The following is a 22,572-nucleotide window of genomic DNA, read 5'->3' on the forward strand; positions in this document are numbered from 1 at the left end:
ATTTCGCGAACCCGATGTGGATCGGGTCACACACCGGAGGTTTCCGGGCAGGGGCCCTCTCGCCCGGTGAGGTCGAGGTACCGCGAACCCGCCGTGCCGCAGGCGCGGCAAATCAAACACAACGCGGGTTCGGGCGGGTGACAGCTGGTCGATAGACTGCGGGTCATGCGTCTAGGTCGAGTTGCCAGTCCCGATGGGGTCGCTTTCGTCAGTATCGAAGGGGAAGGAAGCGACGCCACCGCCAAAGAGATCGCGGAACATCCGTTCGGTAAGCCGACGTTCACCGACCGGAGTTGGCCACTGGCCGATGTGCGCCTGCTCGCGCCGATCCTGGCGAGCAAGGTGGTGTGCATCGGCAAGAATTACGCCGCGCACGCGGCCGAGATGGGTGGGCCCGCGCCGGAGGATCCGGTGATCTTCCTCAAGCCGAATACCTCGATCATCGGCCCGAACGCGTCGATCATCCTGCCGCCCAGTTCCTCTCAGGTCGATTATGAGGGCGAACTTGCCGTGGTGATCGGGCGGCCGTGCAAGGACGTGCCCGCCGCCCGTGCGCTGGACGTGGTGCTCGGCTATACCGCGGCCAACGATGTCACCGCCCGCGACCAGCAGCGCCACGACGGTCAATGGACCAGGGGCAAGGGCTACGACACCTTCTGCCCGCTCGGTCCGTGGATCGAAACCTCCTTGGACCCATCGGATCTGGAGATCGTTACCGAACTGGACGGCGAGGTCCGCCAGCGCAGCCGCACTTCGCTTCTGCTGCACGATATTCCGAAGCTCATCGAGTGGGTGAGCGCCGTAATGACGCTGCTGCCCGGCGATGTCATCCTCACCGGAACCCCGGAGGGCGTCGGCCCGATGCAGCCGGGACAGAACGTGTCGGTGACCATCGAGGGCATCGGCACCCTCACCAATCCCGTTGCCGCCAAACATCGTTAGCGACTGCTTGCAGGTCACTCGAAACGACACTGATCGAAAGGAGAGCTATGACTGAAGTACGGGTTCGCTTCTGCCCATCACCCACCGGGACACCGCATGTCGGTCTGATCCGGACGGCGCTGTTCAACTGGGCCTACGCCCGCCACACCGGCGGCAAGTTCGTCTTTCGCATCGAAGACACCGACGCGGCACGGGATTCCGAAGAGTCTTATCGCGCAATTCTGGATGCATTGCGCTGGCTCGGCCTCACTTGGGACGAGGGCCCGGAAGTCGGCGGACCATACGAGCCATACCGGCAGTCGCAGCGACGTGATTTGCATCTCGATGTGGTGCGGAAATTGCTGGAGGCCGGCGAGGCGTACGAATCCTTTTCCACGCCAGAGGAAGTCGAGGAGCGTCACCGCGCCGCGGGCCGTGATCCGAAGCTCGGCTATGACAACTTCGACCGGGATTTGACGCCACAGGCGATCGAGGCGTATCGGGCTGCCGGACGGCCCGCGGTGATTCGACTGCGAATGCCCGACGAGGACCTCACCTGGCACGACCTGGTGCGTGGCGAGACCACGTTCAAGGCGGGCACGGTGCCGGACTTCGCGCTGACCCGCGGCACCGGTGACCCGCTGTACACGCTGGTCAACCCGGTCGACGATGCGCTGATGAAGATTACCCACGTGCTGCGCGGTGAGGACGTGCTTTCCTCAACGCCCCGGCAGCTCGCCCTCTATGCGGCAATGCGCCGGATCGGCGTCGCGGACTTCACCCCGGAGTTCGGTCATCTGCCGTTCGTGACGGGGCAGGGTAACAAGAAGTTGTCCAAGCGTGATCCGGAGTCGAATCTCTTCGCACATCGCGATCGGGGATTAATCCCTGAGGGTTTGCTGAATTACCTCGCGCTACTCGGCTGGAGCATCGCGGATGATCACGATGTGTTCTCTATGGCAGAGATGGTTGCCGCCTTCGATATTTCAAAAGTTAATTCGAATCCGGCTCGTTTCGACCAGAAGAAGGCGGATGCGCTCAATGCCGAACACATCCGATTGCTGGAGCCTTGTGATTTCACCCACCGACTGCGCGAGTACCTGACCGAACACAACCGCATCGGCGCCGAAATCGACGAGAAGTTGTTCGCGGCGGCGGCCGAACTGGTGCAGACCAGGATCGTGGTGTTGGGCGACGCATGGGATCTGTTGCGATTCCTGTTCGCGCCCGCCGATGAGTTCGCGATCGATCCGGCGGCAGGCGCGAAGAATCTCGGTCCCGACGCCACACCGGTATTGCGGGCCGCTATTGCCGCGCTGGAACCGCTCGCACAGTGGACCGCGGCCGCTATCGAGGAAGCGCTGAAAACGGCGCTTATCGATGATCTGAGGTTCAAGCCGCGCAAAGCCTTCGCGCCGGTGCGGGTGGCGGTGACGGGTTCGCACATCAGCCCGCCGCTGTACGAGTCGCTGGAACTGCTCGGCCGCGAGGTCACCCTGGACCGCCTGCGTTCGGCTCAGGAATGGACCGCAACGACCGCCGCGGACTCGGTCTAGGCGAAAAACTCCCTTCTGACCAGCCGATTTGTAGTTAACCGGGCGTAGTTTGGTACTCTCTTTCTCGGCCAGGAACAGGGCCTCGGAGTCAGCCAGACACGAGGTCGAGCGCCCGGTGCATTGGGGTATGGTGTAATTGGCAACACAGCTGATTCTGGTTCAGCCGTTCTAGGTTCGAGTCCTGGTACCCCAGCGGAGATTGTTGTCGACCTCGGTTCGCGGCCGAAAGATCAACAGCAACCGGCGATTTGGTCGCCGAGCTATGGCCGGTTAAGCTAGCCGAGCTTCCAACGATCGAAAGATCACCGGATGGTCACCACGCAAGTGGAAGATCAGTCCTGGCCCCGTCGTCTAGCGGCCTAGGACGCCGCCCTCTCAAGGCGGTAGCGCGGGTTCGAATCCCGTCGGGGCTACAACTCGTGCAGGGCCCATGCTCATGGAGAGCGTGGGCCTTTCTCGTTTTCGCATTGTTTCGTGGGGGTGCGACCCCCACGCCCCTGCGGCGGGCTGCGCCCCCGGCCGGAGGCTTCGCCCCGGCATCCTGTTGTGCGGTGGTCTGAGCACGGGCACCGAGTCCGGGCACTGGCACCGAGTCCGGAGGGCTGCACGCCGCCACCAGGGCCTGCGGACTGCACGTCACCAAGGCCTGCGGACTGCACGTCGGCACCAGGGCCTGGGGATTGCGCACGGCACCAGGGCCTGCGGGCTGCGCGCCGGTCCAGATCCGGAGCGCCGCACACCGGAACCGATCTGGAGGGCTGCACGGGAACCCATCCATTGCGGACGGCTCAGATCCGCCTGGGCTTGTGGTTCTGCGCAATGTCGTTCAGGCGGGCAAGGGCACTCCAGACATAAGCTCTCTCCAGACATAAGCTAAGGCCCTCCAGTCATGTGTCTGGAGGGCCTTGCTCGTGTCGGCAGGTTTATCCGCTCTTGCGCCGGAACTCGCGCTTGTGGCTGGCGTTGCCCTGCGCCGACGATGCCTTGGACCGTCCGTCCAGGTGATCGGACGCCTTGGCGGACTGCTGGTTCTTGCGGTCCAGCGCCTCCTTGAACTTGCGCTTCACCTCTTCGGCACTACTGCCATTGGAACTATCCGGTTCCGCCATCGACTGCTCCTCGTCGTCGCGGCCGAGCACCTCGTCCGTTCGGACGGCGCTGCGCGGCCGATTCGTGTCGAACGTTTCGACGCTAACGCGCCCGCGCCGCCCTGTCAGGCGGATTTCGCCACGCAGGTTGAACCCTACCGTCGGGCGGGCGCGGTTGCGTCCAGCGCGTTGGCCGTGGTACCGCCGAGCGGCTGCCCGGGCAGGCCGAGCTTGCGGTGGTCCCAGCTGCGCACCCGATCGGGCACCACGCGGATCGCTACGCGCTTGTGCAGCATCTGTTCCACGAAGGGGCGCACTTCTTCGCTGTAGGGTCCGGTGTAGCGCTCCCAGACGCTCACGCCGACGGTGTAGAGCTTTTCCGGATCGTCGATGATCTCGGCGTGGCCTTCGATGGAGACGCCGCGCAGGGTGTCGTAGGTCTGGCCTGCCTCGACCATGCAGGTGATGCGCGGGTCGCGGCGCAGGTTGACCGCCTTCTGCGATTTCGCCTTGGTTTCGAACCACAGTTCGGGCAGCTTGCGACCCGACGCATCGGGCTCTAGCTCGCCATCGATCAGCGCGTACCACATGGCGGTCAGGTGTGGCGTGCCCTTGGGGCCGATGGTGGCCAGGGTCGCGATGCGGCTGCGCTCCAAGAAGTCGGTGATCTCGGTGTCGGACATGACGATCTGTGCCCGTTGGTTTACTCCCATGCGCCTACCTTAGGTGTTGTGACTAGAACGTGTTACAGGCGCTTGTGCAGCGCTTCGGCCGCGGCGACCAGGTCGGCCGCCCAGCGCGCGCCCGGTCGCCGACCCATGCGATCGATCGGTCCCGACACCGACACCGCGGCGATCACATTGCCCGCCGCGTCGCGCACGGGTGCGGAGATGCTGGCCACGCCGCTCTCGCGTTCGGCGACGCTCTGTGCCCAGCCGCGCCTGCGCACCTCGGCCAGCACGCGCTCGCCGAACACCGCGTCGGCCAGGATGGTGCGCTGCAGTTCCGGATCGGCCCAGGCGAGCAGTACCTTGGCCGCCGAGCCCGCGGTGAGCGGCAGCCGGGCGCCGATCGGGACGGTGTCGCGCAGGCCGACGGTGGGCTCCAGGGCGGCCACACAGATCCTGGCATCGCCGTCGCGGCAGTAGATCTGGACGCTCTCGCCGGTGACCTCGCGCAGCCGGGGCAGAATTACCGCCGCGGCCTCGTGCAGCGGATCGGTGGCGCCGGTGGCGAGCTCGGCCAGGGCCGGGCCGGGCCGCCACAGGCCGTTGTTGTCACGGGCCAACAGCCGGTGTAACTCGAGTCCGACGGCGAGGCGGTGCGCGGTGGCTCGCGGCAGGCCGGTGCGGGTGCACAGTTCGTTGAGACCACAGGGATGCTCCGCGACGGCATATAGGACCGACACCGCTTTGTCGAGGACGCCGATACCGCTATGCTGTCTCATAGAACGATACTAGCGTCTCGGATAGTGAGATTGCCAATGTTGAGTGATCCAACATTGGCCGCCCCCGATCCTTCGGTGGCGCCACTGTCCGCAAAACTTGTGCAGCCGGCAGCGCGCTCTCAGCCCGAGCGTGTGGACCGGATGCTCATCGGAAAGGGTGATCGATAATGGCCGACCGCGCACGCACGCTGGCCGAGAAGGTGTGGGAGCAACACGTCGTCGTTCGCGGCGAGGGCGAAGGCGCCTCGCGGGAGCCGGATCTGATCTACATCGATCTCCATCTCGTGCACGAAGTGACCAGCCCGCAGGCCTTCGACGGGCTGCGCGCGGCGGGCCGGCCGGTGCGTCGTCCCGACCTGACCATCGCGACCGAGGACCACAACGTCCCGACGATCGATATCGATAAGCCGATCGCAGACCCGATTTCGCGCACCCAGGTGGAAACGCTGCGAGGCAATTGTGCGGAGTTCGGTGTGCGACTGCATCCGATGGGCGATCTCGATCAGGGCATCGTGCACGTGGTCGGACCGCAGCTCGGCCTCACCCAGCCGGGCACCACGGTGGTGTGCGGCGATAGCCACACCTCCACCCACGGCGCGTTCGGCGCCCTGGCGATGGGCATCGGGACCAGCGAGGTGGAGCACGTCCTTGCCACCCAGACACTCTCGCTGCGTCCGTTCAAGACGATGGCCATCACCGTGGACGGCCAATTGCCGCCCGGTGTCACGAGTAAGGACTTGATCCTCGCCGTCATTGCCAAGATCGGCACCGGCGGCGGTCAGGGCTACGTGCTCGAGTATCGCGGCGAGGCGATCCGCGCCATGTCGATGGAAGCGCGAATGACCATCTGCAACATGTCCATCGAGGCGGGCGCCAGGGCGGGCATGATCGCGCCGGACGAAACAACCTATGAATTCCTGAAGGGCCGCCCGCACGCGCCGCAGGGAGCCGACTGGGATGCCGCAGTGGCCGCCTGGGAGGCGCTGAAGACCGACAAGGGCGCGGTTTTCGACGCCGAGGTGCACATCGACGCGAATGCGCTGACACCGTTCGTCACCTGGGGCACCAACCCGGGACAGGGTGTGCCGCTGGGGGACGCGGTGCCCGACCCGACGCGGATTTCCGATGAGACGGCGCGCGAGTCTGCGGAGAAAGCGCTGCGATACATGGATTTGGAGCCGGGAACTCCACTTAGGGACGTGGCGATCGACACCGTATTCGTCGGCTCGTGCACCAACGGACGCATCGAGGATTTGCGTGCGGTGGCCGGGATTTTGAAGGGACGTAAGGTCGCCGACGGCGTGCGAATGTTGGTTGTACCGGGCTCGATGCGAGTGCGCGCACAGGCGGATAAAGAAGGACTGGGCGAGATTTTCACCGCCGCCGGCGCCGAATGGCGGCAAGCCGGTTGCTCTATGTGCTTGGGAATGAATCCCGATCAGCTGGAGCCCGGTCAGCGCTGTGCCTCGACCTCGAACCGCAACTTCGAGGGCAGGCAGGGCAAAGGTGGCCGCACACACCTGGTTTCCCCGCTCGTAGCGGCCGCTACGGCGGTCCGTGGCACCCTCTCGGCCCCCGCTGATCTGAACTGATCTGCCGCCGGGGAGATCCCGAACAGGGTGTGCCGAGTCCGCCGCCCGCGCTCGGATCAATCCCGTTCCCCGCCCAACTCGTCTACCGACCCAGGAGAATCAAGTAATGGAAGCCTTCACCGTGCACAAGGGGATCGGCGTCCCGTTCCGTCGATCCAATGTCGACACCGATCAGATCATTCCGGCGGTGTACCTGAAGCGCGTGACGCGCACGGGATTCGAGGACGGACTGTTCGCAGCGTGGCGATCACATCCGGACTTCATTCTGAACACCGAGCCCTACGACCGGGGCACCGTGCTGGTGGCCGGTCCGGATTTCGGTACCGGATCCTCACGTGAGCATGCCGTATGGGCCCTGTCGGACTACGGCTTTCGTGTAGTCATCTCGTCGCGCTTCGGCGACATCTTCCGCGGCAATGCCGGCAAGGGCGGGCTACTGGCCGCTCAGATGTCACAGAACGATGTCGAAATGCTCTGGAAGCTTCTCGAGGAACAGCCCGGCCTGGAATTGTTTGTGGACCTCGAAGCACGCACGGTGACGGCCGGAACCGTCGTGTTGCCGTTCGATATTGATGACTACACCAGGTGGCGTCTGTTGGAAGGATTGGACGACATCGGGCTCACCCTGAGGCGTAGCGATGCCATCGGCGAGTTCGAAAAAGCAAGGCCAACTTGGAAACCCGCCACGCTTCCGGCACGCATTTCGCAAGCGTAATCACCTCGGGTCGATAGCTGAGCACCCCTTGGGGTGGTAGCTGGACGTGTGCTAAACCACATGAATTTTGGCGTGGCACATAGACTCTTGCCCAAAGTGGGTTTACCGTGGTACTTAGTCGGTCCGACGACGGGCCATTAGTCTGCGGAGGATTCAATGAACAAGGCGGAACTGATCGACGTTCTGACCGAAAAGTTGGGTACGGACAGGCGCACGGCCACCGCGGCAGTCGAGCACGTGGTCGACACCATCGTGCGAGCGGTGCACAAGGGTCAGAGCGTCACAATCACCGGATTCGGTGTGTTCGAACAGCGTAAGCGTGCGGCTCGCGTGGCGCGGAACCCGCGCACCGGCGAAACCGTCAAGGTGAAGCCCACTTCGGTGCCTGCGTTCCGTCCGGGTGCTCAATTCAAGGCAGTGATCGCGGGGAAGCAGAAACTCACTGCAAGCGGTCCCGCCGTCAAGCGCGGCGCGAATGCGCCGGTGGCGGCGACGAAGGCGGCGGCCAAGAAGGCGGCGGCGAAGAAGACGGCGGCCAAGAAGGCCACCGCCACCAAGGCGCCTGCCAAGACGACGGTGAAGAAGGCTGCCAAGAAGGCACCGGCAAAGACCACTGCCCGCAAGACGACGGCGGCCAAGAAGGCTCCTGCCAAGGCCGCAGCGGCCAAGAAGGCCCCTGCCAAGAAGGCCGCGGCCAAGAAGACCACGGCGGCCAAGAAGACTACCGCGGCCAAGAAGACCACGGCCGCGAAGAAGGCTCCCGCCAAGAAGTCCGCTGCCAAGAAGGCTCCGGCCCGTCGCACTCGCTGACGCTGAGGTCCGGCGTCGGTGGTGACGCTGCGTCGCCCGGTGATTCGGCCTTGACGCCGCAATCACCTCTCCTACCGGCTCGAAACGGCCCCGGGGTTCGCCCCGGGGCCGTTTCGAGCTCTGCGTTGGATTTCGGCGCTGTGTGCGTACCGGCCGTCAGGACTTCACAATGGCGTCCGAGAGTGAGCGGTCGAGATGGTCGGCGGCGACCAGATTTCCGGCCGCGAAGGACAGCACCCACACACTGCCCTTGCGATTGCGCGCGGACGGCAGAGTAATGCCGTCGCGTTCGGCCCACCAGTTGAGCAGATCGGGAATTACCTTGCCCTGACTGCACAACACCCGCACCGCGCGATCGGACACGAGTTCGCGGGCGCGCTCGCGGGCGGCGTCGGGCGCTGCGGCATAACCGCTTTCGGAGAACAGCGGTTCGAGGACGATGTCGGTGCCGAGTTTCTCGGCCAACGGCTGGACGGTCTGCACGCAACGCAATGGTGGCGCCGAAAAGATCTCGGATGCGCCGAACGCCAACAGATTCGGCACCAGCGCCTGCGCCTGGGCCTGTCCGGCCCGCTCCAGTGGGCGCTCGTCATCCGGGCCATGGAATCGGTCGCGGCGGCCCGCTTTCGCGTGCCGCATCAGCAGCAGTGTGTCGGTGTCGGCGGGCAGGCGGGTGAACGCGCGCAGCACCTGCCGGTCCATGGGGTAGGACAATTGCTCCATCACCCGGTCCAGCGGGTACCAGCTCAGCCGATCGACCTCGGAATTGGCGGTGAATTCACCGCCCGCCGCCTCGGCCGCCCAGTAGTCGACCCGCTTCAGCTTCCGGTGTCCCGGAATCGGATACGTCACGTGGCCGAGGTAGCGGCCGAGCCGGCAATGCAGGCCGGTCTCCTCCCGCACCTCGCGGACCGCGGCGAGGACCGGTGTTTCCCCGGGGTCGAGTTTGCCCTTGGGTAGGGACCAATCCTGGTACTTGGGGCGATGCACCACGGCGATCTCGATGACGCCCGAATCCTCGGGCGACTTGCGCCACAGCACCGCGCCCGCGGCGTGAATGTTCGCTGTCACTCGGGGATCCCAGAACGGGCCCCCGTCCATCTCGTACCCCGTCGCACCAGTCACGGCTGATCCGGTCTCCGCAGTCGCATGAGGAATACTTGGTGGTCACGCACTTGTTCGCCGTCGGTGCCCGTCTGCTCCGGCCAGGCATGCCAGCTTCCGTCGGCCTGGAGTACCCAGCAGCGCGTCATCGGATGCAGCGCGGAGTCGAAGACCACGCCCAATTGTTCAGTGAGGCGCGGATCCTTCACTTGCGCCATCACTTCCACGCGCCGGTCGAGGTTGCGATGCATCATATCGGCGCTGCCGATCCAGTACTGATCCTGAGCCTGGAAGTGCATGATCCGCGAATGTTCCAGGAACCGACCGAGAATCGAACGCACCTCGATGTTCTCGCTCATGCCGGGCACGCCCGGCCGCAATCCGCAGATGCTGCGCACCACGATCTGCACCGGAACCCCGGCCTGCGAGGCGCGGTAGAGCGCGTCGATGACCTGTTCGTCGACGATCGCATTGGCCTTCAACCGGATTCGCGCCGGGACACCCTGTTGCGCCAACTCGGTCTCGCGCTGGATCCGTTCGATAATTCCGGCGCGAACCCCGTGCGGCGCAACGAGTAGGTTGCGGTAGTTGGCTTTTCGCGAGTAACCGGTCAGCGAATTGAACAGGTCGGTCAGATCGGCGCCGATTTCCGGTGCGGCGGTGAGCAATCCGATGTCCTCGTAGAGCCGCGCTGTCTTCGGGTTGTAGTTACCGGTGCCGATGTGGCAGTAGCGGCGGATGGTCGCGCCTTCGCGCCGCACCACCAGGCAGGTCTTGCAGTGCGTCTTGAGGCCGATGAGGCCGTACACCACATGCACCCCGGCCTGTTCCAGCGCGCGGGCCCATTTGATGTTGGCCTGCTCGTCGAAGCGTGCCTTGATCTCGACCAGCGCGACGACCTGCTTGCCCGCCTCCGCGGCGTCGATGAGCGCGTTCACGATCGGGGAGTCACCGGAGGTGCGGTACAGGGTCTGCTTGATGGCAAGCACCTGCGGGTCGGCCGCGGCCTGCTCGATGAAGCGCTGCACGCTGGTGGAGAACGAGTCGTAGGGGTGGTGCACCAGCACGTCGCCCTCGCGCAGCGCAGCGAAAACATTGCGCGGGGTCTCGCGCTCGCCGAACGCCGCGGGCGTGGCGGGGACATACGGTGGGTCCTTGAGGTTGGGCCGATCGACGCCGTACACCTGCCACAGGCAGGACAGGTCGAGGAGGCCGGGCACCTGGATGACATCGTCCGCGTCGACCTCGAGCTCCCGCAACAGCAGATCGAGCATGTGCTCGGTCATATCGTCGGAGACCTCGAGTCGCACCGGCGAACCGAAGCGCCGGCGCGCGAGTTCGCGCTCCAGGGCCTGTAGCAGATCCTCGTCGCGGTCCTCGTCGACCTCGAAGTCGGCGTTGCGGGTGATCCGGAACGCGTGGTGCTCGACCACTTTCATACCGGGGAACAGCAGATCGAGGTGCGCGGCAATCAGCTCCTCCATCGGCAGGAACGCCGCGATCGAGGAACCGGAGTCGGTGCGCCGCACCCGGACGAAACGGTCGACGTTGTCGGGCACCTTCACCCTGGCGAAGTGTTCGCCGCCGGTGGCGGAATCCTTCACCGTCACCGCGAGGTTGAGACTCAGGCCGCTGATGTAGGGGAACGGGTGGGCCGGATCCACCGCCAGCGGGGTGAGCACCGGGAAGACCTGATCCTGGAAATGTCCCGAAAGCCGCTGGCGCTCATCATCGTCCAGATCGGCCCAGTCGATGATGGCGATGCCCTCGGCGGTCAGCGCGGGCAGCACGGAATCGAGGAAAACCCGAGCATGCCGGTCGGCAATCTCCTGGGCGCGGGCCGCGATCATCGTCAGCTGCTCGGTGGGCGAGCGCCCGTCCGCGGAGCGCACGGAAAGTCCGGTCTCGGCGCGGCGTTTGAGACCGGCGACGCGAACCATATAGAACTCGTCGAGATTCGACGCGAAGATCGCCAAGAACTTTGCGCGTTCCAGCAACGGCAGTGACTCATCCTCGGCGAGGGCGAGCACCCTGGCGTTGAAGTCGAGCCAGCTCAGTTCGCGATTCAGGTAGCGATCACGTGGCAGCCACTGCGCCGTCGACTCCTCGGCGGGAGGTGTCGCGGCGGGTGGTGCCATGGGAAGCAGCTGCTGCTGCTTGACAGTTTCCGTATCGCTCACGTCAACGATCATCCCCTACAAAAGCCGACCGTGGGCAGGCGGACATCGCGATTGGGTAAGTATCACGCCCAGTGTGGCGACTATCTAGCACACGTGCGGTACGTGCTCGTGAACGCGGCCCGGCCAGCCTATGTCGTGCAGGACAGCACGAGTTGCGTCCCCGGCGCCGAGCGCGACGGCACAGTCCAGATCGGCAGCGGTGTCGACATCCAGCCGTAAACCCGGCCAGTCGCCGGTGAGATCGACCGCGCCCGAGGCCATATGCCTGCGCGCCGAGCCGGGCCCGAATCGCGGATCCAGGGCGGCGAAGGTGTCGCGGACAAGTAGCGCGGCGGTGCCGCTGCCGGCGTGGTCGACGATGACCGAGCGCAGGCCGAGCGGTGCGGTGGCCAGCATGTCCGAGAGTTCTTCGGGGCGCAGCGCGGGCAGATCTGCCTGTAGGGCCAGTAGCTCCACCGGGCCGTGCCGCCGCCGCAGGGCGGACGCGGCGTCGGTCAGCGCGGTGTTCAGCCCGTCCGGATCCGCGGGATCCACCCCATCGTGGCGGGGTTCGGGATGCACGGCGGCGCCGAGCGTATACGCCAGTTCCGAGACCACCGGATCCGGAGTCACCACGGTGATCGATACGATCTGCGGCGCCGCCGCGGCGGCGGTCACAGTATCGGCAAGCATGGCAAGCACCAGCCGTGCCCGGTGCTCGGGGCGCAGCCGGTCGGCCAGGCGACTCTTGGCCCGGTCGAGACTCTTCACCGCGATCACGGCGTGCACGGAGTGCTGACGCATGCGTCCAATCCTTACATGGCATATTGGGCTGATGACGAGGGCGGCAGTACTGGGTGCGGGATCATGGGGGACCGCGTTCGCGAAGGTGTTGGCGGAAGCGGGAACCGACGTCACGATCTGGGCCAGGCGACCCGAGGTGGCCGAGGCGTTGGCGACCGAACATCGCAATCCGTTCTACCTGCCCGACGTGCAACTGCCCACGGTCGCGGCCACCCATGATCACGAGCGGGCTCTCGACGGCGCCGAGATCGTGGTGCTCGCGGTGCCTTCCCAATCCCTGCGTGGAAATCTCGAAAAGTGGAACGCCGCGATCGGCACGGCGCGCTCCGACCACGACGCCACGCTGCTGAGTCTGGCCAAGGGCATCGAAACCGGCACGCTGTTGCGGATGAGCCAGGTGATCGGTCAGGTCACCGGGGCCGAGGAGAGCCGGATCGCCGTGCTGTCGGGTCCGAACCTGGCCAAGGAGATCGCCGCAGGCCAGCCTGCGGCCACCGTGATCGCCTGCACCGACGCCGCCCGCGCGATCGCGGTGCAGCAGGCCAGCGCGACCGGCTATTTCCGCCCCTATACCAACACCGACGTGATCGGCTGCGAGATCGGCGGCGCGTGTAAGAACGTGATCGCGCTCGCCTGCGGGATCGCCTCGGGAATGGGTTTGGGCGACAACTCGATCGCCAGCCTGATCACCCGCGGCCTGGCCGAGATCATCCGACTCGGGGTCGCGCTCGGCGCCGAACCCGTCACCCTTGCCGGACTGGCCGGTGTCGGTGACCTGGTGGCGACGTGCACCTCGCCGCTGTCGCGCAACCGGTCGTTCGGGTACGTGCTCGGTGCGGGCGGGTCGATGGAGGCCGCCCAGGAAGCGACTCATGGCCAGGTCGCCGAGGGTGTGAAGTCGTGCACATCGGTGCGTGCGCTCGCGGCCGCGCACGACGTGGAGATGCCGCTGACCAACGGGGTGCACCAGGTGTGTCATGAGGGCGTCTCGGTGAGCGAGGCGGTCGGTACCCTGCTCGGCCGCAGGATCAAGCCGGAGTAACCGCGGCGCGGCGCTGACCTTGAAGGCGTCCGGGTACGAGGTTGGAACGGCCGCCGAAACGGGTACGGTTCGGAGCATGATGAACCGGATCAGGGTGGCCGTGGTGTTCGGCGGGCGCAGTAACGAGCACGCCGTGTCCTGTGTGTCGGCCGGCAGCGTACTGCGCAACCTGGATCCGGAAAAGTACGAGGCGGTGCCGATCGGCATCACCATCGAGGGCAGCTGGGTGCTCGGCAGCTCCGACATCGCGGCACTGGGATTCCAAGGCAACGCCGCGCTGCCGTCGGTGGACGGCAGCGGCACCGCACTGACCCTGGCCGCAGACCCGGGCCGCTCCGGCGCGCTGGTCGCACTCGACGACCCGAGTGCGGCATTGGGTTCGGTCGATGTGGTGTTCCCGATCCTGCACGGACCGTTCGGCGAGGACGGCACGTTACAGGGCCTGCTCGAGCTGACCGGCATCCCGTACGTCGGGCCTGGTGTGCTGGCCAGCGCGGCGGGCATGGACAAGGAATTCACCAAGAAACTGCTCGCCGCCGAGGGCCTGCCGATCGGCAGCCAGGTGGTGCTGCGGCCGGGGACGGCCACGGTGAGCGAGGAGGACCGGGCGCGGCTCGGGTTGCCCGCATTCGTGAAACCGGCGCGCGGCGGCTCCTCGATCGGCATCACCAAGATCACCGACTGGAGCGAGTTGGACGCGGCCATCGCGACGGCGCGCGAACACGATCCGAAGGTGATCGTGGAGGCGGGCATTGCTGGACGCGAAGTCGAGTGCGGCGTACTGGAATTCCCGGATGGTCGGGTCGAGGCCAGCGTGGTCGCCGAAATCCGGATGCCGGAAGCCGATGCCACCGCACCCGAGTTCTACGACTTCGACACCAAATACCTCGACGATGTCTGCGAATTCGACGTACCGGCCAAGCTGGACGACGAACTCTCCGACAGCGTCAGGGAACTCGCGGTCCGGGCCTTCCGCGCCCTCGACTGCCAGGGCCTGGCCCGCGTCGACTTCTTCGTCACCGCCGACGGCCCGGTGATCAACGAAATCAACACGATGCCCGGCTTCACCTCGATCTCGATGTACCCGCGCATGTGGGAGGCCACCGGTATCGGCTACGCGAGTCTGGTGTCGACGCTGATCGAGACGGCGCTGGTCAGAGGTACCGGCCTGCGGTAGGCAAAATCAGGCTCGCGCGTGCCGTGGATGCGGCGCGACGGTCGTCCGATCTCGGCGGTCGGCTCCGAACAGTTCGACGTGGTGTTCACGGCGGGGCGGCACCATAAGTTCGAACAACAGCAGTCGACGCTGATTCATCGGGACAATCCGGGCGACGGTGCGCCGGGTGGCTTCGATACCGACCTGACCTCCGGCACCGCGGTGCTCAGCCCGCTGCCGCGCGAGTGACAACCGCGTACTCGTATTGAGCCGGAAGCTCGGACAGGTCGATCAATTGGGCAGTGGGCCGGGGTCGATGGCTTTTTCGGGGAGGTTGGCGGTGATCGTGTCCGAAACTGCTTGCAGGGGAGTCGGACCCGAGCCGTCGGGCACGGTCAGGGCGATGTAGGTCTCGCGGTCGACGGCGAACCAGGTGCCTGCCTTGGCGGCGGGGTCGCGGGCCTCGAACCACTGGACGCCGTCGACGATCTGTAGTGCCGAGGCGCGGTTGAATTCCAACGGGCGGTCCAGGCCGCAGCGCAGCACGATGGGGTCGCCGCCGTCTTGGTGTTGCCAGGCGCGGGTGGCGGGCGGGGAGGGTTCTACGAGTTGGGATTTGGTGTAGTCGCCTAGTTCGACGGGCAGGGCCGGGAGCAGGGTGGTGCAGGCGGGGCCGTCCGCGGCGGGCGCGGGGACCGGGCCGAGCACGAGTGGCTCGCGCTCGGTCGGGGCCTTGCGTGCGAGGATCGCGGCCACCAGGACGGCGACGATCAGCACGACGGGTAGTGCGACCGCGGTGGCGATGAGTGTGGGCGGGTAGGCGCGGGTCTGAGGAGACGACTCGGAGCCCGCACTGTCGGATGCCGCGCCGTCGCCCTTTGCCGCGTCGTCGGCGTTTTGCGTGGCGTCGCCGGTGGTCGCCGCATCTTCGGCGTCCGCGGCAGGCTCGGCGTCCGATGCTGCTTCGCTCGCAGCGGCGCTTCCACTGTCGGCGTCGGCCGGGACCGACGCTTCGGCGTCCGATGCCGTGGTCCCCGCAGGAGCTGTCCCGGTGCTCGGCGCGGTGTCCGGTGCGGCGGTCGCTCCGGCCTGTTCGGCCGTGCCTTTCTCGGCATCGGCCCTCGACGAATCGGCCCTCGACGAATCGGGCTTCGACGAATCGGGCTTCGACGAATCCGCCGCCATGCTCACCGGTCCTTCCTGTTCGGGTTTGCGCTGGTCGGCGTGCCGCGGGTCTGTCCACCGCGGGTGCTACGCACCGGCCCAGTAGTACTCGATTGCCCTGGAAAGAGTACCGTCGTGGCCATTCCAGCCAGCAGGACGTCGGGAAGGACCGGGTCATCAGCAAGAGCACGGGGCCGCGGACGGTGCGTGAGCTGGGGGAGTTTGCACTGATCGCGCGGATCAACGCGGGTCGGGTGCAGGAGCGCGGGGTTTTGCTCGGACCCGGTGACGATGCGGCGCTGGTGGCAGCGCCGGACGGTCGGTTCGCCGTGACCACCGACATGCTGGTGCAGGGTCGGCATTTCCGGCTCGACTGGTCGAGTCCGCACGACATCGGGCGGAAGGCGATCGCGCAAAACGCGGCCGATGTGGTCGCGATGGGTGCGGTGCCGACCGCGTTCGTGGTGGCGCTCGGCTGCCCGGCCGATACTCCGATCGAGGTGATCGACGAGCTCACCGATGGGATGTGGGCCGAGGCGAGGCGGGCCGGTGGCTCCATCGCGGGCGGGGATCTGGTTCGCAGTCCGGAGATCGTCATCTCGGTCACGGCCCTCGGTGATCTGCGCGGCCGGGCGCCGATCACCAGAGCCGGTGCGCGCGTGGGGGATACGGTCGCGGTAGCGGGCCGCCTTGGCTGGTCCGCGGCGGGCCTTGCCGCATTGACCGCCGGCGTCGATTCGACTGCCGAGACTTTCGCCGATGTGCTTGCCGCCCACCGGGTTCCGCAGCCGCCGTACTGGGCGGTGCTGGACGCGCTGTCCGACGCCGCTACCAGGGCGCGCGACTCACGCGCCGGTGCGCACGATCGGCGCCGCGACGTGCTACCGGACGACGGGGTGCTCGGCGCGCGCCACGATGTGGCGCCGCAGGCTCGGGGCGCCGCGGTGTTCGGGTCGGAGGGCATCATCGGCTCTGCCGCGGTGCCAGGGACCGAGGCGGTGCCCACTGCGCTCACCGATGTATCGGACGGGTTGCTCGCCGATCTGGGGCACATCGCCCAGGCGTCCAGGGTCGCGGTCGATCTGAACTCGGCGGCGCTGCGCGACCGGGCGCTGGAGTCGATCGCTCAACGTCTGGATGCCGACGCGGCGCACTGGATTCTGACCGGCGGGGAGGATCACGCCTTCGCCGCGACCTGGCCGCGGGAGCAGGATGTGCCCGCGGGCTGGGTGCCGATCGGCCGGGTGCTGGCAGGTCACGGCGTCACGGTTGACGGTGTTCGGCGGCCGGGCAATGGAGGCTGGGATTCGTTCGGTGGGGCGGACGCTGCGCCCGGCCCCGAGACCGGCTAGGTTGTCCGGTCATGGGCGCGAAACCACTGACGGAGATCATGGATCCGGGTTGGGCGAAGGCTCTCGAGCCGGTGGCGGAACAGATCTCCGCCATGGGTGAATTCCTGCGCGCCGAAAACGCCGCGGGCCGTGGCTATCTACCGGCGGGCGAGAACGTGCTGCGCGCCTTCCAGCGTCCGTTCGACGCGGTGCGGGTGCTGGTTGTCGGTCAGGATCCATACCCGACCCCCGGGCACGCGATGGGACTGAGTTTCTCTGTCGCGCCCGATGTTTCGCCGGTGCCGCGCAGCCTGGCCAATATCTTCGCCGAGTATGGCAAGGACCTCGGCCATCCCACACCGTCCTGTGGTGACCTGAGCCCCTGGTCGGATCAGGGTGTGCTGATGCTCAACCGAGTGCTGACGGTGTCGCCGGGCCAGCCCGCCTCGCATCGCGGCAAGGGTTGGGAGGTGGTGACCGAACAGGCCATTCGCGCGCTGGTCGCGCGCGACGAGCCGCTGGTGGCGATCCTGTGGGGTCGGGACGCGGCGACACTGAAGCCGACGCTGGCCGAGGCCGAGGTGCCCTACATTGAGTCCGTGCACCCGTCCCCGCTGTCCGCTTCGCGCGGCTTCTTCGGTTCCCGCCCGTTCTCCCGGGTGAATGAACTGCTCGACGAGTTCGGCGCCGAACCGGTGGATTGGCGTCTGCCATGAACGCTCGACCCGTTAGAAAATAATCACATGAGGAGCACGATGTACAACAGCACAGTTCGCGGCGCTCTGCGCGTCGCCACCGCCACGCTAGCTCTCTGCGCGGCGCTAGCAGGCGGTACCGCCGCGGCCGGTGCGGCGCCGCTGAAGCTCGAGCCCGCCACCGACACCCAGGCGAGCACCGCCACCTCGGCCCCGGTCGCCGAGGAGTTCACCTCCACCGGCTCTTCCACCATCTCAGCCTCGGTGGATGCCCAAATCTCCTGCGTGGTTCTCACCCTCAAGCTGTCCTGCTGAAAGTCTCACCGACCCAGGCTCGCGCGGCCCGTCCGCGGTGGTGTGCGATCCTCAGATCGTGAGTAATGCGAACAATCTTCTCGATCCGGTCCGTCTTCGGCTGCGCGGATCGGGTGGGATCGAGTTGGCCGCCGACCAGTTCGGCTCGATCGACGGCCCGCTCGTCCTGTTCCTGCACGGTGGCGGGCAGACGAGGCACTCCTGGAAGCAGACGGGTGCGAAGCTGGCCGCCGCCGGCATGCGGGTGGTCACCCTGGACGCGCGCGGACATGGCGACAGCCAGTGGGCGCCCGACAGCGACTATCGACACCCGACCATGGTCGCGGACCTGGTGGCCGTGCTGGCGCAATTGGGCGCCCCCGCCGTCGTCGTCGGTGCCAGTATGGGCGGAATCACCGGGTTACTCACCACTGCGGTGCCGGGTGGCGAGGCGATCCGCGCGCTGGTGCTGGTCGATATCGTCACCCGCCCCGAACACGACGGCGTCGCCCGGGTGATCGACTTCCTCGGCAAGCATCGCGACGGTTTCGACAGCGTCGACGAGGCCGCCGACGCGGTCGCCGAATATATGCCGCACCGGCCGCGCCCCAAGAGTTCCGAAGGGCTGCGGCGGAATCTGCGCGAGCGCGACGGCCGCTGGTACTGGCACTGGGATCCCGACATGCTCTCGAATCGCGTCGAGGACCCGACCGAGATGACCGATCAGATGGAAACCGCCGCGCGCGCCCTCACGATCCCCGTGCTGCTGATGCGCGGCATGAAATCAGATGTGGTAAGTGCCGAGGGCGCGGCCTCGTTCCTGGAACTGGTGCCGCACGCCCAGCTCGTCGAGATCGGTGGCGCGGCGCATACGGCCGCCGGTGACGACAACGACTCCTTCACCGACGCCGTAGCGAAGTTTGTAGTTCAACTGCGCCACAGCTGATTCGACGCGCCGCCCACTGACGAATACGCCCTAGCTGTAGTCGGGCTTGCGCTTGTCTACGAAGGCGTTGACGCCCTCCTGCCCGGCGGGGCTGTTCACAGCGGCGGCGATCGAGTCGCGCTCGTGGTCGAGCTGATCGCTAAGTGTGGACGAATTAGATTGCGCCAGTAGCGATTTGATGCTCGCATAGGTGGATTGTGGTCCGGCGGTGAAGGTTCGGGCCAAGTTCAGCGCCTCGGCGCGGACGTCATCGTCGGCGACCAGGCGACTCAGGATGCCGAGTCGCACCGCCTCATCGGCGTCCAGAACGGCGTCGGTGAGCAGGATTTCGCGTGCCCGCCCCGCGCCGACGATGCGCGGCAGCGTCCATGACATGCCGCCGTCCGGGCTCAGCCCGATCCCGGGGTAGGCGGGGCGCAGCTTGGTGCTCGGGCCGCCGATGGCGATGTCGGCGAGGCAGACCAGGCTCATCCCGGCGCCCGCTGCCCAGCCCTGGACGCCGGCCACCACCGGAACCGCGGTCGCGTCGAGCGCGCGCACGAAATGGTGCAGATCCGTTGCGAGACCATGGATATGGGTGGCGCGATCATCGGCAGCGGCGAAGCCGCGCACATTGCCGCCCGCGCAGAAGTTCGCGCCGGAACCGGTCAACAGCACCGCGCCGATCTCGGAACCGAGCGTCCGCAATGCCGCCGTGCCCGCGTTGATGCCGGCGAAATCCATGGAGGTGCCATTGGCGGCGGTCGCGATGGTGATCTGTAGCACGCCGTCGACGGTGGTGACGTACCCGGATTGCTCGGTGGAGGTCATGGTCAGCACCCTATCGCGCGCCGAGCGGCCGATGCGGGGTGAGAGGCCAAGGGCTGCTGAGCAGAGTCATTGGTGCGAGCCGTCCGGCGATCGCACCATTCGCACCTCCATGGCAGATGTGAATGCTTCGGTCCGGCGGGTGCCGTCGAGCTCGAAACCGTGCCTTCGATAGAAGGCCTGCGCGCGCGGATTCTCCTCGAACACCCACAGTGAGCAGGGCATCGTCGGATCGAGCGCCGTCCGGATGAGGTCGTCGGCGACGCCGGTGCCGTACCAGGGTGCGCGGACGTACATGGCGCTCAGTTCGACAGGGGTCACCGCGTCCCGATCAGTCGACGGGCCAGCGCTCGCGAATCCGATCACCTCGTCGTCGACGAGCGCCACATGGATATGTCCCGGGTAGGCGACCCGGATACGCTCCCACTGCGCCGCGCGTCGTTCGACGTCGAAGGCGGCAAGCAGGTGGTCGGGCACCTGGCCCTGATACGCCTCACGCCAGCAGGCGATGTGACACTCGGCCAGGCTGCGGGTGTGCTCGGCAGCGAGCGGGACGATCTGCCACGGGGTCATGGTCACCATACTCGTGCACTGCCGTATCGCCGAAATGCCGTATCGATCACTACGCCCCGGATCACCCATGGGGTGCCGGGGCGTGTGTCGGTGCGGTGCGGCTGAATCAGCCGCGGACGACCTTGCCCGCCTTCAGGCAGGAGGTGCACACGTTCATGCGGCGGGTGTTGCCCGGCGCAACCTGGGCGCGAACGGTCTGGATGTTCGGGTTCCAACGACGGTTGGTACGCCGGTGCGAGTGCGAGACCGACTTCCCGAAGCCGGGGCCCTTGGCGCAGACGTCGCAGACGGCAGCCATAGTCGCGAACTCCTTCATGTCATGTGGGGACCGCTGCTTACGGCAGCATGTCCGGAAACAATGTCTTATGCCCTGCCGACTGATGTCGGCCAGCGCAGACCGGCGACGGCGGCGCGAGGCAACCCCGCAAGATTAACCGCCGGTGCCCCGATACGCCAAACCGGGTCGGCCCGAGGACGCGCAACGACGGCCGGTGGACACTGCCGAGTGTACTGGTCCGGAGTCCCGAATCCACTGTCGGTCTCGCCCGCTAACCTGGCGGACGGTGGTGGTGCGCGGGATAAACGCGGAAAGAGGTGACGGTGCCCGGAGTGCGGGACACGATGAGCGATGGCCGGACCTTCGTCCGTCCGAGTGCTCTGGACGGCGCGGCGCTGTTGCGCTGGGGTCGGACCTGCCTCGAGGGCCTGGAGCGGCGGCGCGAGGAGATCAACGCGCTGAACGTCTTCCCGATCGCCGACGCCGACACCGGCACCAACATGCTGGCGACCATGCGCGCGGCGATGCAGGCCGCGGATGCCGCGGTGGTGTCCGCGCACTCGTATCGCGCACCGGGGAGTGCGGTATCCGCGCACGATGTGGCCGCCGCGATGGCGCGCGGGGCGACGCTCGGCGCCCGCGGTAACTCCGGAATCATCCTGTCGCAGGTGCTGCGCGGCATCGCCGAAACGGTGCACGGCGGACCACTGACGGGGCGCACCCTGCGTGAGGCACTGGCCAAAGCATCTGGTCTGGTGCGCGAGGGGCTCAGTGCGCCGGTCGAGGGCACCATCCTCACCGTCCTGGATTGCGCGGCGAGCTGTGCCGCGGCGTGTTCGAATCCCGCGCTGGCGGAGGTAGCGGTTGCGGCGGCCGACGGGGCCGCCAAGGCACTCGGCGACACGCCCGCCCAGCTCGGGGTGTTGCGCGAGGCCGGGGTTGTCGACGCGGGCGCGCGTGGGCTGGTGGTGCTGCTCGACAGTTTGGTGTCGGTCACCCTGGGCGAGACGCCCGCCAGGCCGGAGTATGTGCGCGGTGAGAGTGAATCCATGGCGTCGGACGCGTCCGTGGAACCCGGACCACACTTCGAGGTGATGTACGTGCTCGCCGACACCGACGACCGGCGGATCGCCCGGTTGCGTACGGTGCTCGGCGAACTGGGGGACTCAGTCGTGGTCGTCGGTGATGGCGGTGGATCGTGGTCGGCGCACGTGCACTGCGCGGACGCGGGGGCCGCGGTGGAAGCCGGGATCGGCGCGGGAACCTTGAGCGGCATCAGGATCGAGAGCTTTGCGATCACCGCACACGGTGATCACGGGCATTCCGAGGCCGCGGCGCAGACAGGTGGCGGCGCCGAGGTGGCTGGGGGCGGCGAGTTCGCCGGGCCGGGTGACGCGGACGGGCACGGCGCGGCCGAACGCCGCGGACCTGCGGGTCGCGGGATTCTCGCCGTGGCGGCCGGAGCCGGAGCCGCCGCGCTGTTCGAGGCCGCGGGCGCGGTAGTGCTCGGCCACGACGGCAGGGTCTCCAGTGCCGCGCTGTTGGCCTCGATCCGGCGGATGCCCAACCGTGAGGTGCTGGTGCTGCCCAACGGTGCGCTGCCCGCGCACGAGTTGGTCGCCGTCGGTGTCGCGGCTCGTGATGCGCACCGCGACGTGCTATTGCTGCCGAGCGGATCCATGGTGCAGGGTCTCGCCGCGCTTGCCGTGCACGATCGCGGCCGGATCGCCGTCGACGACGCCTTCACGATGTCGGAGGCGGCCGCGGCCACCCGCTGGGGTTCGCTGCGCACGGCCACGGAGCGCGCGCTCACCATGGTTGGCACCTGCGAACCCGGCAACGGGCTCGGCCTGGTCGGCCAGGATGTGATAGTCATCGATCGGGATGTGCGGACGGCGGGGCTGACCCTGCTCGATCGGATGCTCGGTTTCGGCGGTGAACTGGTGACCCTGTTGATGGGCGAATCGGTACCCGCCGGACTCGCGAACGAACTGGCCGCGCACATCGCGCACGGCTTTCCCGGAGTGGAGGTCGCTGTGTATTCCGGTGGGCAGCACGGAGATCTGGTGCAGATAGGGGTGGAATAGAACC

General features: G+C 66.9%; 23 protein-coding genes and 2 tRNA genes. 15 read left to right on the forward strand and 10 right to left on the reverse strand.

What is annotated here, in order from left to right; translation table 11 throughout:
• Positions 1 to 165: 165 nt before the first annotated feature.
• The 4 genes from ACV7NQ_RS26530 to ACV7NQ_RS26545 all read left to right on the forward strand — a co-directional run bounded on the left by ACV7NQ_RS26530 (position 166) and on the right by ACV7NQ_RS26545 (position 2,890).
• Positions 166 to 942 carry a fumarylacetoacetate hydrolase family protein gene (locus ACV7NQ_RS26530; RefSeq protein WP_463362114.1) on the forward strand — a complete coding sequence of 259 codons (777 nt, stop codon included), beginning with the start codon at positions 166 to 168 and terminating at the stop codon, positions 940 to 942.
• A gap of 47 nt (positions 943 to 989) precedes the next feature.
• Positions 990 to 2,477 (forward strand): glutamate--tRNA ligase, encoded by a 1,488-nt coding sequence (gene gltX / locus ACV7NQ_RS26535; RefSeq protein ID WP_463362115.1) that lies wholly within the window; start codon positions 990 to 992, stop codon positions 2,475 to 2,477.
• Between the two features lie 121 nt (positions 2,478 to 2,598).
• Positions 2,599 to 2,670 (forward strand) — tRNA-Gln (locus ACV7NQ_RS26540).
• Positions 2,671 to 2,817: 147 nt separating this feature from the next.
• A tRNA-Glu gene (locus ACV7NQ_RS26545) sits at positions 2,818 to 2,890 on the forward strand.
• A gap of 510 nt (positions 2,891 to 3,400) precedes the next feature.
• Here the strand turns inward: ACV7NQ_RS26545 and ACV7NQ_RS26550 are convergent.
• The 3 genes from ACV7NQ_RS26550 to ACV7NQ_RS26560 form a co-directional block, all read right to left on the reverse strand.
• Entirely contained in the window at positions 3,401 to 3,586 is a 186-nt protein-coding gene (locus ACV7NQ_RS26550) for a DUF5302 domain-containing protein (protein WP_463362116.1), read from the reverse strand.
• A gap of 134 nt (positions 3,587 to 3,720) precedes the next feature.
• Positions 3,721 to 4,278 carry a pyridoxamine 5'-phosphate oxidase family protein gene (locus tag ACV7NQ_RS26555; protein WP_463362117.1) on the reverse strand — a complete coding sequence of 186 codons (558 nt, stop codon included), beginning with the start codon at positions 4,276 to 4,278 and terminating at the stop codon, positions 3,721 to 3,723.
• Positions 4,279 to 4,310: 32 nt separating this feature from the next.
• A complete protein-coding gene (locus tag ACV7NQ_RS26560; protein WP_463362118.1) occupies positions 4,311 to 5,012 on the reverse strand; it encodes an IclR family transcriptional regulator in 702 nt (233 codons plus the stop codon).
• A 167-nt stretch (positions 5,013 to 5,179) separates the two neighbouring features.
• On the opposite strand from ACV7NQ_RS26560, the gene leuC reads away from it, so the two are divergent.
• From leuC to ACV7NQ_RS26575, 3 genes are all read left to right on the forward strand, one after another.
• A complete protein-coding gene (gene leuC / locus ACV7NQ_RS26565) occupies positions 5,180 to 6,604 on the forward strand; it encodes a 3-isopropylmalate dehydratase large subunit (protein ID WP_463362119.1) in 1,425 nt (474 codons plus the stop codon).
• A gap of 106 nt (positions 6,605 to 6,710) precedes the next feature.
• Positions 6,711 to 7,319: a 3-isopropylmalate dehydratase small subunit gene (gene leuD / locus ACV7NQ_RS26570; protein ID WP_463362120.1), complete on the forward strand. Its 609-nt coding sequence runs from the start codon at positions 6,711 to 6,713 to the stop codon at positions 7,317 to 7,319.
• Between the two features lie 156 nt (positions 7,320 to 7,475).
• Positions 7,476 to 8,129, forward strand: a complete 654-nt coding sequence (locus ACV7NQ_RS26575; protein WP_463362121.1) for an HU family DNA-binding protein — start codon at positions 7,476 to 7,478, stop codon at positions 8,127 to 8,129.
• 156 nt (positions 8,130 to 8,285) lie between these two features.
• Here the strand turns inward: ACV7NQ_RS26575 and ACV7NQ_RS26580 are convergent, their stop codons facing one another.
• The 3 genes from ACV7NQ_RS26580 to cofC all read right to left on the reverse strand — a co-directional run bounded on the left by ACV7NQ_RS26580 (position 8,286) and on the right by cofC (position 12,196).
• Positions 8,286 to 9,230 (reverse strand): NUDIX hydrolase, encoded by a 945-nt coding sequence (locus ACV7NQ_RS26580; RefSeq protein WP_463365823.1) that lies wholly within the window; start codon positions 9,228 to 9,230, stop codon positions 8,286 to 8,288.
• Positions 9,231 to 9,250: 20 nt separating this feature from the next.
• Positions 9,251 to 11,425 (reverse strand): RNA degradosome polyphosphate kinase, encoded by a 2,175-nt coding sequence (locus tag ACV7NQ_RS26585; RefSeq protein ID WP_463362122.1) that lies wholly within the window; start codon positions 11,423 to 11,425, stop codon positions 9,251 to 9,253.
• 72 nt (positions 11,426 to 11,497) lie between these two features.
• Positions 11,498 to 12,196 (reverse strand): 2-phospho-L-lactate guanylyltransferase, encoded by a 699-nt coding sequence (cofC, locus tag ACV7NQ_RS26590; protein ID WP_463362123.1) that lies wholly within the window; start codon positions 12,194 to 12,196, stop codon positions 11,498 to 11,500.
• Between the two features lie 31 nt (positions 12,197 to 12,227).
• Between cofC and ACV7NQ_RS26595 the strand changes: the two genes are divergently transcribed.
• From ACV7NQ_RS26595 to ACV7NQ_RS26605, 3 genes are all read left to right on the forward strand, one after another.
• The gene (locus tag ACV7NQ_RS26595; RefSeq protein WP_463362124.1) at positions 12,228 to 13,238 is read left to right on the forward strand and encodes an NAD(P)H-dependent glycerol-3-phosphate dehydrogenase; all 1,011 of its coding nucleotides are present in this window, start codon (positions 12,228 to 12,230) and stop codon (positions 13,236 to 13,238) included.
• 76 nt (positions 13,239 to 13,314) lie between these two features.
• Positions 13,315 to 14,415, forward strand: a complete 1,101-nt coding sequence (locus ACV7NQ_RS26600; protein ID WP_463362125.1) for a D-alanine--D-alanine ligase family protein — start codon at positions 13,315 to 13,317, stop codon at positions 14,413 to 14,415.
• Positions 14,416 to 14,442: 27 nt separating this feature from the next.
• Entirely contained in the window at positions 14,443 to 14,643 is a 201-nt protein-coding gene (locus ACV7NQ_RS26605) for a DUF6191 domain-containing protein (protein WP_463362126.1), read from the forward strand.
• 42 nt (positions 14,644 to 14,685) lie between these two features.
• On the opposite strand, the gene ACV7NQ_RS26610 is transcribed toward ACV7NQ_RS26605, so the two are convergent.
• Positions 14,686 to 15,579, reverse strand: a complete 894-nt coding sequence (locus ACV7NQ_RS26610) for a DUF3515 domain-containing protein (protein WP_463365824.1) — start codon at positions 15,577 to 15,579, stop codon at positions 14,686 to 14,688.
• A 182-nt stretch (positions 15,580 to 15,761) separates the two neighbouring features.
• Between ACV7NQ_RS26610 and thiL the strand changes: the two genes are divergently transcribed.
• Genes thiL through ACV7NQ_RS26630 form a run of 4 tightly spaced genes read left to right on the forward strand, consistent with a single transcriptional unit; the run spans position 15,762 to position 18,824 of the window.
• Positions 15,762 to 16,910: a thiamine-phosphate kinase gene (thiL, locus tag ACV7NQ_RS26615; protein ID WP_463365825.1), complete on the forward strand. Its 1,149-nt coding sequence runs from the start codon at positions 15,762 to 15,764 to the stop codon at positions 16,908 to 16,910.
• 11 nt (positions 16,911 to 16,921) lie between these two features.
• Positions 16,922 to 17,605: a uracil-DNA glycosylase gene (locus ACV7NQ_RS26620; RefSeq protein ID WP_463362127.1), complete on the forward strand. Its 684-nt coding sequence runs from the start codon at positions 16,922 to 16,924 to the stop codon at positions 17,603 to 17,605.
• 27 nt (positions 17,606 to 17,632) lie between these two features.
• Complete coding sequence (locus tag ACV7NQ_RS26625; protein WP_463362128.1) at positions 17,633 to 17,899, forward strand: hypothetical protein; 267 nt, start codon at positions 17,633 to 17,635, stop codon at positions 17,897 to 17,899.
• A 58-nt stretch (positions 17,900 to 17,957) separates the two neighbouring features.
• A complete protein-coding gene (locus ACV7NQ_RS26630; RefSeq protein ID WP_463362129.1) occupies positions 17,958 to 18,824 on the forward strand; it encodes an alpha/beta fold hydrolase in 867 nt (288 codons plus the stop codon).
• Positions 18,825 to 18,854: 30 nt separating this feature from the next.
• Here the strand turns inward: ACV7NQ_RS26630 and ACV7NQ_RS26635 are convergent, their stop codons facing one another.
• From ACV7NQ_RS26635 to rpmB, 3 genes are all read right to left on the reverse strand, one after another.
• Positions 18,855 to 19,634 carry an enoyl-CoA hydratase/isomerase family protein gene (locus tag ACV7NQ_RS26635; protein ID WP_463362130.1) on the reverse strand — a complete coding sequence of 260 codons (780 nt, stop codon included), beginning with the start codon at positions 19,632 to 19,634 and terminating at the stop codon, positions 18,855 to 18,857.
• Positions 19,635 to 19,700: 66 nt separating this feature from the next.
• The gene (locus tag ACV7NQ_RS26640) at positions 19,701 to 20,204 is read right to left on the reverse strand and encodes an N-acetyltransferase family protein (protein WP_463362131.1); all 504 of its coding nucleotides are present in this window, start codon (positions 20,202 to 20,204) and stop codon (positions 19,701 to 19,703) included.
• Between the two features lie 106 nt (positions 20,205 to 20,310).
• Entirely contained in the window at positions 20,311 to 20,502 is a 192-nt protein-coding gene (gene rpmB, locus ACV7NQ_RS26645) for a 50S ribosomal protein L28 (protein WP_011210730.1), read from the reverse strand.
• Positions 20,503 to 20,825: 323 nt separating this feature from the next.
• Here rpmB and ACV7NQ_RS26650 point away from each other — a divergent pair, with 323 nt between their 5' ends.
• Positions 20,826 to 22,568, forward strand: coding sequence for a DAK2 domain-containing protein (locus ACV7NQ_RS26650; RefSeq protein WP_463365826.1), 1,743 nt, complete (start codon positions 20,826 to 20,828; stop codon positions 22,566 to 22,568).
• Positions 22,569 to 22,572: the final 4 nt, after the last annotated feature.

The sequence above is a fragment of the Nocardia sp. Tas62D01 genome (genome assembly GCF_055232035.1).